Annotated in this window: 11 protein-coding genes, 1 tRNA gene and 1 pseudogene; 6 read left to right on the plus strand and 7 right to left on the minus strand. The window is 69.2% G+C overall.

Annotated elements, in window-relative coordinates:
* The first annotated feature begins 76 nt into the window (after positions 1–76).
* Positions 77–163, plus strand: a tRNA-Leu gene (locus tag HYU53_15845).
* A gap of 117 nt (positions 164–280) precedes the next feature.
* Here HYU53_15845 and HYU53_15850 read toward each other — a convergent pair.
* On the minus strand, positions 281–1,585 hold the full coding sequence (locus HYU53_15850; protein MBI2222667.1) for a hypothetical protein: 1,305 nt from the start codon (positions 1,583–1,585) through the stop codon (positions 281–283).
* Positions 1,586–1,723: 138 nt separating this feature from the next.
* Between HYU53_15850 and HYU53_15855 the strand changes: the two genes are divergently transcribed.
* Positions 1,724–1,927 carry a cold shock domain-containing protein gene (locus tag HYU53_15855; protein ID MBI2222668.1) on the plus strand — a complete coding sequence of 68 codons (204 nt, stop codon included), beginning with the start codon at positions 1,724–1,726 and terminating at the stop codon, positions 1,925–1,927.
* Positions 1,928–1,988: 61 nt separating this feature from the next.
* On the opposite strand, the gene HYU53_15860 is transcribed toward HYU53_15855, so the two are convergent.
* The 4 genes from HYU53_15860 to HYU53_15875 form a co-directional block, all read right to left on the minus strand.
* Complete coding sequence (locus tag HYU53_15860) at positions 1,989–2,921, minus strand: tetratricopeptide repeat protein (GenBank protein MBI2222669.1); 933 nt, start codon at positions 2,919–2,921, stop codon at positions 1,989–1,991.
* A 63-nt stretch (positions 2,922–2,984) separates the two neighbouring features.
* The gene (locus tag HYU53_15865; protein MBI2222670.1) at positions 2,985–3,500 is read right to left on the minus strand and encodes a GNAT family N-acetyltransferase; all 516 of its coding nucleotides are present in this window, start codon (positions 3,498–3,500) and stop codon (positions 2,985–2,987) included.
* Between the two features lie 21 nt (positions 3,501–3,521).
* A complete protein-coding gene (gene udk / locus HYU53_15870) occupies positions 3,522–4,148 on the minus strand; it encodes a uridine kinase (GenBank protein MBI2222671.1) in 627 nt (208 codons plus the stop codon).
* 102 nt (positions 4,149–4,250) lie between these two features.
* Entirely contained in the window at positions 4,251–5,033 is a 783-nt protein-coding gene (locus tag HYU53_15875; GenBank protein MBI2222672.1) for a PAS domain S-box protein, read from the minus strand.
* Positions 5,034–5,147: 114 nt separating this feature from the next.
* On the opposite strand from HYU53_15875, the gene HYU53_15880 reads away from it, so the two are divergent.
* Positions 5,148–5,540, plus strand: a complete 393-nt coding sequence (locus HYU53_15880; GenBank protein MBI2222673.1) for a PA2779 family protein — start codon at positions 5,148–5,150, stop codon at positions 5,538–5,540.
* Between the two features lie 11 nt (positions 5,541–5,551).
* The gene (locus HYU53_15885) at positions 5,552–7,417 is read left to right on the plus strand and encodes a C39 family peptidase (protein MBI2222674.1); all 1,866 of its coding nucleotides are present in this window, start codon (positions 5,552–5,554) and stop codon (positions 7,415–7,417) included.
* 53 nt (positions 7,418–7,470) lie between these two features.
* On the opposite strand, the gene dut is transcribed toward HYU53_15885, so the two are convergent.
* The gene (gene dut, locus HYU53_15890; protein ID MBI2222675.1) at positions 7,471–7,902 is read right to left on the minus strand and encodes a dUTP diphosphatase; all 432 of its coding nucleotides are present in this window, start codon (positions 7,900–7,902) and stop codon (positions 7,471–7,473) included.
* 1 nt (position 7,903) lies between these two features.
* On the opposite strand from dut, the gene HYU53_15895 reads away from it, so the two are divergent.
* Positions 7,904–8,332 carry a nucleoside 2-deoxyribosyltransferase gene (locus HYU53_15895; protein ID MBI2222676.1) on the plus strand — a complete coding sequence of 143 codons (429 nt, stop codon included), beginning with the start codon at positions 7,904–7,906 and terminating at the stop codon, positions 8,330–8,332.
* 42 nt (positions 8,333–8,374) lie between these two features.
* Positions 8,375–9,416, plus strand: a pseudogene (locus HYU53_15900) (P1 family peptidase).
* 20 nt (positions 9,417–9,436) lie between these two features.
* Here the strand turns inward: HYU53_15900 and HYU53_15905 are convergent.
* Positions 9,437–10,318 (minus strand): isoaspartyl peptidase/L-asparaginase (locus HYU53_15905; GenBank protein MBI2222677.1); only part of this gene is annotated, 882 nt, incomplete at its 5' end.

Consider the following 10,318-nt stretch of genomic DNA (forward strand, 5'->3'; position numbering starts at 1 on the left):
GGACCTTCGAGTATAGCGCGCGGCGGTGGTTTACGTTATAATCCGAGGTTCCACCAGGCGACGACCAGCCCTTCGTGCGGAAGTGGCGGAACTGGCAGACGCGCAAGCCTCAGGAGCTTGTTGCCGCAAGGCAGTGGAGGTTCAAATCCTCTCTTCCGCACCAGCCTTCGCTCACGCGTGCTCACGATCCCGCGTGAGCTCCGACTCGGCAAGCCATGCGCAGGCTGGCGCAGCATCCCGCTCGCAGTGCGGGCGTGGATCGGCTCGGACGACGGCGCGGTCATCGAATCTCCGCCATCAGCTCGCCGAGCGTCTCGAGCCGGTACTGGCCGCCCGGGCCGTTGTGGTACGTCGCGCGCTCGGCCGGCGCCAACTGCGCGTACGGCTTCATCGGCTCGAACTGCGTGCCCTCGTGCCACTCGTTGAACGAGTTCACGTACACGAGGAAGAATCCGCGGCGCTCGTTGGTCGATCGCCGATCGATCTGGAGGGACAGGGTGCGCTCGAACGAGTCGGCGATGCGCAGCGCGCTGGCCTGCTGCACCAGCGCGCGCCACTCTTCGGCGCTCCAGTCCACGTCCGGCAGCGGATCGGCGCGCGGCGGCGCGTAGCAGGGATCGCCCGGCGCGGCGACGGGCCCCGGCGCGTCGAAGCCGGCGTTGACCGCAAAGACAATGAGCAGGTCTTCGGCGTTGAACCAGCTCGCGACCTCCGGCCAGCGGTCGGGATGAAAGTACGGATCTCCCGACGTGCCGCCGTCGAAGCCGCCGGCGCGGGTGCGCGCGACGTCCAGCGAATCGGCGAGCAGGGTGAACTGTTCGAACTCCGACCCGATCTCGCGGCGCAGCCGCGTGGTCTGCTCGCGCCAGACCGCGTCGGGCACGTGGTCGGGCACGGCCCGCCTCACCCCCAGGCAGTCGGTGAACGTCGGCGGCAGGATTGACCCGAACAGCTTCATGACGGGCGCGGCCGAGCCGTCGGCGCGCTCGAGCAGGAGGAACGTGTCCCAGCGTCGCCGTTCGCCGTACTGCCGGAGCAGATACGTGATGTCGCCGGCGAGCCTGGTCGCGCGGTCGGCGGCGTACGGCTCGAGGTGAAACGTCACGCGGATGTCGTGATCCCTCATGACGTCCATGACGAGGGGCACGGCACGGTCCTCAAAGCTGCCCTGCCCCCACCAGCTGAGATTGATGGCCCGGGCCCCCGACTCGACAATCCAGCGCGCGTGCTGCTCGATGACGCGGGCGGACCGCGAGTCGTACGCGCCCAGCGCCGGGAGGTAGTTCGAGGCGATCCGCGCCGGAGGGGTCCGGCCCCCGTCGTCCCAGTGGCGCCACGGATCGACGCCGTACCAGGGGTAGTACTCGAAGACGACATGGCCGGGCAGGTCGCGGAAGCGGGCGCGCAGGTGGGCGCCGGCCTGCCGCAGGCGGAAGCGTTCCAGCCGCTCGTCGCGGTCCCGGCCGGGGGCGCGATCGCGCTGCCCGGCGCGCAGGCCGGCCTGCGCCGCGGCGAGGCTGGCCAGGCAGCCGGCAAGGAACGCACGGCGCGACAGCCGCTCGGCGGTCATGCGGAAGGCTACCACCCCCGGAGACCCCTATTGCGGATTTGCGTGGAAACGCCCGCCGCTTGCGGCTAACATATATTGTTTGGGGCGATTCGGCTCCAGGGGACCTAACTCGTTACGGGCTCTTCACGGCGTCCGGCAAAGGAACAGTGAGACATGGCGAACACGACAGGCACGATCAAGCGGCTGACGGACAAAGGCTTCGGCTTCATTGCCGCGGGCGACGGGACCGAGTACTTCTTCCACCAGTCCGCCTGCCAGGGCGTGCGTTACGACGAGCTGCGCGAAGGACAGCGCGTCAGCTTCACGGTGGGCCAGGGCCCGAAGGGCCCGCGCGCTGAGAACGTCAAGGTCGAGTAGTGCGGGATAAGGGGGACAGTCACACTTTCCTGGGCTCGGAAAGTGTGACTGTCCCCCTTATTCACCCCCCCAGCTTGCTCGCCGCCAACGGCCGCGCGTACGCGCCCGTCGGGTTGTGCGCATTTGAGGCGAGCGCCTTCTTGTAAAACTCCGTGGCCTTCGCCTGGTCACCCAGCTTTTCGTACGCCTGCGCAATCAGCGCCAGGATGAACGGATCGTTCAGATTCCCCTTCTGCAGCTCCGCGACCGCCCCCCGATAATCGCCGCCATAGAACGCGACGTAGCCGACCAGATACGGCAGGAACTGCGCCTGCTCGGCGTTCGTGCCCTTGTTGAGTATCGCCCTGGCGGCCTCCACGTGCGTCTTCGCCTCCGCGGCGTTGCCCCGGCGCGCGGCCAGCCGCGCCTGCGCGTGCTCCCAGCGGAAATCCCAGAGATCCTTCCGCTCCGGCTTGATGTTCGGCTCGCGCGGGCCGACGTCGTAGCCGGTGCGATACCACTTCTCGGCTGCCTCGAGATCGCCCGACTCCAGGCACACGCGTGCCAGCTCGTTGGCGATCTCGCCGGCCATGAAGAAATCGCCCGCCTTCAGGTACTGCTCGTGGAGCGGCGCCTCGTATGTGGCCGCGCCGGCGCAATTCCGCTCGAACGCGTACGACATCGCCATCGCGCGGCTCGCCGCCACGCGGTTCTGCGGCGTTGGGGCCACCGCGATCGCCTTCTCGAAGTGGCGGCGCGCGTCGCCGTACTGTCCCAGCAGATCGAGCACCACGCCAGCCTGCATGTTGGCGGCGAAGGATTCCGGGGCAGCCTCCAGCGCCTTCCGGTAGAGCGCCAGCGCCTCCTCGTGCTGTCCTTCCCGGACTTTCTGCTGTCCCTGCTTGACGAGATCGTCACCAGGGCCGGGCGCGGCGGCAGGTGCCGGCGCCTGCGCGTGCGCGACGCTCGACGCGAGGAGCAGAGCGATGCTCAGCGTGCTCAGTGTCTTCATCATGGCGGCGGATTATGCCACACCGAGTGGCGCCGGACGCGGGCGGATCGGCACACGGCGGCAAACCTATTGCCGGAGCTGGGCCGTATAACGCTCCTGCCGGACGACCTGGAACCCGCGCTCGAGGTAGTTGTGCAGGGCGGCCGGGTGATCGAGCGTGCACGTGTGCAGCCAGATGCGCGCCGGCGCCTGCGCGAACGCGCGCGTGACCGCTTCGGTCAGGAGATAGCCTCCCAGGCCGTGCCCAACGTGCTCTTTGAGCAAGCCGAAGTACGCGATCTCGATTCCGTCCTCTTCGTCGCGCCGGAGCTCGTAAAATCCCGCGGGCGCCCCGTCAACGTACAGGACGCGCAGCTCGATGTTGCGCTGGGCGAGATGCGCGCGAATCTCCGCGTCGGACCACGACGCGCGATCGGTCCAGTGGTAGTCGGCGCCGATCGTGTTGTACAGAAACCGGTAGAACGCCGGCGGGCAGCGCATCACCTGCTCGACCGACGCGCGGCGCCCCGGCGTGCGCGCCGGCCGGAGCTGCGTGAGGCTGCGCATCTCCAGGTACGTGCGGGTGGCTTCCACAGTATCCATATCCGCCCAACCTTCAGATTCTCATCTCGTGCTGATACTCCTGATCAGCGTCAGCAGCATATCGATCGCCACCGCATTGTGACCCCCCTGCGGCACGATGATGTCCGCGTAGCGCTTGCTCGGCTCCACGAATTCCAGGTGCATCGGCTTGACCGTGGACAGGTACTGGTCGATCACCGACTGCACGGTGCGCCCCCGCTCCGTCGTGTCGCGTTGGAGTCGCCGGATCAGCCGCGTGTCCGCGTCGGCATCCACGAACACCTTCACGTCCATCATCTTACGCAGACCGGCGTCCGCGAAAATGAGAATGCCCTCGATGATGATGGCCGGCTTGGGCACTGCCCTTTCGGTAGTCTGCCTGCGGTTGTAGCGGGCGAAGTCATAGGCCGGCACGTCGACCGCCTGTCCCGCCTTCAACGCCGCGACGTGCCGCACCATCAGGTCCGTTTCGAGCGAATCAGGATGGTCGTAATTCAGCGCCGCGCGTTCTTCGAGCCGGAGGTCGCTTCTCTCGCGGTAGTAACGGTCGTGCTCGAGCACGACGACCTGCTCCTCCCCCAGACTTTCGACGATGTGCCGGACGACGGTTGTCTTGCCGGAGCCGGAACCTCCGGCGACGCCGATCACGACGGGGACGCGTTGTGACATCGGTGCGATCATAGGCCGACTCATCAGAGCGCTGCCACTTCGCCTCGTGGCTCGGCGCTTGCACCTCGTCGGTTCCGGACGTGTCGATGATGTCGCTGGCCTTCAGGATCGTCGCACACGATCGGACGCGTCGGCGCTGAGCGGAAGCCACCGATCGGTGAGGTCCTCGAGCGCCAGCACGATCTCCTGTGCCTGGCCCTCGCGAATCGCGACGGGCGCCAGCGTGGCCGCGAGCCACCTCGCGCGGCCGGGATGCTCGCTCTCCGCGGGGTCGTACCGGAAGGCGGGCACGACGACGGTCCGGCCGGCGACGGCCGCGCGCGCCTGCTCGGCGAAACCCTGCGCGCGCAGCTGGGGATCGTCGAACAGGTTATAGCCGGCCAGCGCGGACCGGCCCACGCCACACAATTTCTCCCACGCCCGGTTCGCGCGCAGGATGCGGCCGTCGGCGCCAAAGATCTGAAGGCTGATCGGCGAGTGCTCGAAGACCGCGTCCAGCAGCTGCTCGGACAGTTTGAGGTCGCCGAACTCGGCTTCCTCGCGTGTGAGATCCCGCAGCATGGACACGTGGGCGCCCGGCGCGACATTGGCCGTCGCGCGGTACTGCACCCGGCGCCTCGTACCGTCTTTGCGCTGCAGATCGAAGGGCCCCGACTGAACGCCGGCCGCGAGGAAGTCGCGCCACATCGCGTCGGTGTCGTGGCGCAGCTCGGCGAATGTCAGGTCGAAGACCCGCATGCGCAGCAGTTCGTCGCGCGTGTACCCGGTGAGCCGTTCGGCGGCGGAGTTGGCATCGATGAGCCGTGCGCCGTCATCCGCGACCAGGATGGCATCGAGGGAGCGCTCGAACATCGCACGGTAGGTATCGGTCGAGACCTGTTCCACGGACGCGGGCCCTCCGATCTTGTTGAATGTTCAGTGTTTCCTGCAAGCTGGACCTTTCCGGGGTACAGAAAATGCAGCACGTGTGTAAGCTATTGAACCGTTGAGGAGGACCGTATGCTGATTGTTCGCAGGACCCTGGCCGTGATGCTGGCGCTGTGGCTCGCCGCGCCGCAGGTCAGCGCACAAGTGGCCGCCACTCAGACGCAGGCGGCGATCGATCGCGCGCTCGCCGGCCGGGCGGCCGCGGCAGAGGCCGATCGTGAAGCGATCCGCCGCGTGCTCGAGCGCAGCGAGGTGAAGGAGGTCGCCGGGCGGATGGGAGTGGACGTCGCGCGGATCCAGTCCTCCGTCGGCGTGCTCGATGCAGCGGAGCTCGCCCAGGTCGCCGAGCAGGCACGTGCGGTCGACCAGAGCCTCGCGGGAGGCGCGACGACCATCGTCATCACGACGACGACCATCATCATCGCGCTGCTGATCATCATCCTGCTCGTGCTGATCGCGGATTAGCCGCGGCCCTGATGCGACGCGCTGCCGCGGCGATCGCGTTGTGGCTGGCCGTGCCCGCGCCTGGGGCGGCACAGCCTGGCGGCAGTGCGCCGGTTCCTGCCCTCCGGATTCTCGACGTTCCATTCGTGTCGCAGGACGAACGGCTGTGCGGCGGGGCCGCCGCCGCGATGCTCCTGCGGGCGGGAGGGGCGCGCGGCGTGTACGCACGCGACTTCGCGGCGCTCGTCGACAACCGTACGGGCGGGATTCACACGGCGGACCTCGAGACGGCGCTGCGCGCGCGCGGGCGCGAGGTCTCCGCCGTGAGCGGCACGCCCGCGCTGGCCCGCGCGCATCTTGCAGCGGGACGGCCCGTTCTCGCGCTCATCGCAGATCGACCGGCCGCGTACCACTATGTCGTGCTGGTGGGCTGGAGCGACGGCGCGGTGGTCTACCACGATCCGGCGCGTGCGCCGTTTGTCGCGCGCCGCGATGCCGAGTTCGACCGCGCGTGGGCGAAAGCCGATCGATGGATGCTGACCATCGAGGCGCGGCCGGAGACGCCCGTTGACCGCGTGGCTCCGGAGACGGCCGGTGTCCCGCCCGCGCCGGCCGTCAGATACTTCCGCGCCGGGCAGTACGGCGAGGCTGCTCGACAGGCCCGCGCGGCTGCCGATCGAAACCCGCAGGACGCCGATGCCTGGCGCCTGCTGGGCGCGAGCCTGTATCTGCTCGGCGATCTGCCGGCCGCCCTTGATGCGTGGAATCGCGCCGGCAGCCCCACGGTCGATCTGATCAGGATCGAGGGGCTCGGTCGCACGCCGCACCGCGTCGTCGAGAATCTGATTGGCGTCGAGCCGGGGGAGGCGTTGACGCGGCGCGCGCTCGCGCGCGCCAACCGGAGATTGGCGCAACTGCCATCGCAACAGGTCTCGCGCGTGACGTACGTCGCGTTGCCCGGCAACCTCGCCGAGGTGCGAGGCGCCGTCGTCGAGCGCGAGCGCTACCCCTCGCGAGCGCAGTGGCTGTTCGAGGCGGCGCGGTTGCCAATCGACCAGGAGGTCGGCATGGCACTCAGCAATCTCGCCAGCCATGGCGACCGCCTGGCCGCGTCGTGGCGGTTTGCGGAGGGGCGGCCCCGGGCGGCGGTGGCGTTTGCATTCCCAGGCGGGGCGGGTTGGTCCGGTGTCTGGAGCCTCTCGTCGTCCTGGCAGCGGGAGCGCTATGCGGACGCGCCGCAGACCGAGACGCGCGAGGCGCGTCTCGGGTGGACGAATTGGGTGAGCGCGCGCACGCGCCTCGAGAGCGGTGCAGGAGTCGCACGGCGGCGCGACCGCGGGACGCAGGCGCTCGTGGACGGCGCGCTGGAGTTCCGGCCGCTCAGCGACGCGGTGGCGGTCGAGATCGCCGCGACCGGCGCGCCAGGGGGCGCGTCATTCGGCGCGGCCACCGGCGCGTTTCGCTGGCGCCTGAAGACGACAGCCGGAAGGATCGCCGGCCGGACCGCCGTCTCAATGACGACCGACGACGCGCCGCTCGATCGGTGGCCGGGCGCCGACAGCCGCACGGCGAGGCCGCTGCTCCTCCGCGCTCACCCGCTGGTGGACGACGGCCGGATTGCCGGTTCCGTGTTCGGGAGAACGGTCGCCCAGGGCACCGTCGAAGTCCAGCGGGAGGCGCTGAGGCGCGGCCTGTTCTCCGCGGGCGTGGCGGCGTTCACCGATGTGGCGCGCGCCTGGCGGCGCCGCGACGGGCCGGCCTCGCCGCTGCACGTGGACATCGGGGTCGGTCTGCGGCTGCGGCTCGCGCCGGGCCAGCCGGCCATCCGTGTGGATCTTGCCCGCGGGCTCCGCGATGGGCGGATGGCGGTCTCGGCGGGCTGGGAGGTGGGGAGATAAGGGGGACAGTCACACTTTCCGACACCCTGCGTGGGAAAGTGTGACTGTCCCCCTTACGCACCCGTCGACCCGAATCCCCCGCGCGAGACCGCACGCGTGTCCCCCTCGATCCACTCGACGTGCAGCGCCGGGATGAAGATCCCCTGCGCGATCCGATCGCCGCGGCGGACCACGATCTGCTCCCTGGTGAAGTTCAGCACCTGCACGTTGATCTCGTCCTCGGGACCCGCGTAGTCAGGGTCCACCACGCCCACGCCGTTGGCGACCATGAGGCCGCGTTTCAGCGGCGTGCTGCTGCGCGCGAAGATGCCGAGGAAATAGCCGTGCGGCACCTCGATGACGAGCCCTGTCGGGATCAAGCGGACCTCGCCGGGGGGCACGGACACGTCGGCGCTCGCGGCGAGGTCGACGCCCGCGGCCTCGGCCGTTTGATAGGATGGCAGCGCTGTCGAGGGATCCAGGCGGCGGATTCGAACGGTTGGCATCGTGAAAATCTACCTTGCATGTACGGTTCGCGGCGATCGGGCCGCCGTGATCGCGCTGAGAAACGCCTGTGCGCTCCTGCAGTCCCGCGGCCACGACGTGCTGACGTCGCACCTGCTGCGCGACGACGTGGAGAGCGTGGAAGCGGCGCTGGCCGAGCGGGACGTGTACGAGCGCGACATCCAGTGGCTCGACTCCTGCGACGCGCTCGTGGCCGACGCCTCCGGATCGAGCTTCGGCGTCGGTTTCGAGGTTGGCTACGTCCTGGCGCGCGCCCCGCAGACGGGCCAGCGCGTGTACCTGCTCTACGACGCGGCGCGCGCCGGCCGCGTCTCGCGGATGATCACCGGAAACAGCGACGCGCACTGCTCGAAGTACGCGTACACCTCGCCGGATGATCTGCTCGCGTTCATCGACGCGCACTTCGAGTAATCACCGGACACGGACGCACGGCGAGGGTTTATTATCGCCGACATGACTTCCCACCGCGCCTGTTCCGCGCTCGTCTTGTTCCCCTGCACCGCCACGGCCGCCACCGGGCAGCAGCCACGCCCGCGGGCGCGCGAGCTTGGCATCGCGCCGGGCATCCTCGAGCCGGGCCCGCTGAATGCCATTACCGACGTCGCGGGCGTGAAAGTCGGCCATGTCACGATTGTCAGCGGCGATCGGGTCCGCACCGGCGTCACCGCAGTCCTCCCTCATGCCGGCAATCTCTTTCAGGACAAGGTTGCCTTCGGCAAGCTCGCCGGATCGACGCAGGTACGCGAGCTTGGCACGATCGAGACGCCCATCGTCCTGACCAACACGCTCTCGGTGGGCACGGCGCTCGACGCGGTGGTCGAGTGGACGCTGGCGCAGCCGGGCAACGAGGACGTGAGGTCGGTGAACGCGCTCGTCGGTGAAACCAATGACGGCCGCCTCAACGACATCCGCGCGCGCAGCGTCACGCGGGAGCACGTCGCCAACGCCATCGCCGGGGCGGCCGGCGGCGCCGTGCCGGAGGGCGCGGTCGGCGCCGGCACCGGGACGATCGCGTTCGGCTGGAAAGGGGGCATCGGCACCTAGTCGCGCCGCTCCGGGGCGCACACGGTGGGCGTGCTCGTGCAGTCCAACTACGGCGGCGTCCTGACGATCGACGGCGTGCGGTTCGTGCATGATCGTCGTCGCGACCGATGCGCCGATGACGGCGCGGGACCTCGAACGGCCGGCGACGCGGGCGATCTTCGCGCTGGCGCGCACCGGCTCGTCGTGCTCGAACGGCAGCGGCGATTACGCGATCGCGTTCTCGACGTCGCCGGAAACGCGGGTGCGGCACGGCGCCACCGACGCGCACCCGCGCGCGACGCTGCCGACCGACGCCATCTCCGGCCTGTTCCAGGCCGTCCTCGAAGCCACCGAAGAAGCGGTCTACAACTCGATGCTCAAGGCGGAGACGATGACCGGCAACGGCGCCACCGTGGAGGCGCTGCCGGTGGAGGACGTCAGGCGGGCGATCGGCAAGGGGCGACGGGACTGACGCTGCGCATCGGCAATTGATCAGTCCGCGGGTCCCCCATCCAGCAGCCCTTCGATCGCCGCGAGCCGCGCGCCGTTTTCCGTGCACACCGCGTAGCGCGCGCGCTCGCCGCCGTAGAGCGCCACGCCGGCGTGCTCCCCCTTCGCATTGACGATGTAGAAATTCACGTTGAAGTTCGGGAGCCCTCGCGCGTTGAGCAGCCGTTTCTCCACCGTGTTCGCGCGGATCCGCTTGACGGCCTCCATGCCGGCATCCTTCGGGTGCATTCCACGGCGCATGCTCTCCACGATCAGGAACGAGCTGAGGTTGTAGAGATTCGCCTCCCCCCGGCCGGTGGACCCGGCGGCGCCGACCTCGCCATCCAGGTACAGCCCCGCCCCGAGGATCGGCGAGTCCCCCAGCCGCCCGGGGATCTTCCACGCGAGCCCGCTCGTCGTCGTCACGCCGCAGATCTCCCCTTTCGGGCTCACGCCGTCGCAGTTGATCGTGCCGTACACGTGGTTCTCGTCGAGAAGGCCTTCAGCGATCATCTCCAGCAGGATGCGCCGTTCCGCAGCCTCGCGTTTGTCCGGGTCCAGGTAGTGCAGCGGATCCGTCCTGCGCTTCCACTCGAGCCACTTTCTCCGCGAGTTCCCGGTGTTCAGATCGTCTTCGATCGTGAAGCCGAGCTTGCTGGCGAACTCCTGCGCGCCCTTGCCGACGAGCAGATGGTGGTCGGTCAGCTCGAGCACCGCCTTCGCGACGAGCGACGGCGTGCGGACGCCTTCGAGTCCGGCCACGCCGCCGGCCTGCTTCTTCGGCCCATGCATGCACGACGCGTCGAGCTGGACGACCCCGTCGGCGTTCGGCGTGCCGCCGTAGCCGACGCCGCCTTCCGTCGGATCGAGCTCGTTGAGGTTCAC

The organism is Acidobacteriota bacterium, from assembly GCA_016184105.1.
GTDB lineage: Bacteria > Acidobacteriota > Vicinamibacteria > Vicinamibacterales > 2-12-FULL-66-21 > JACPDI01.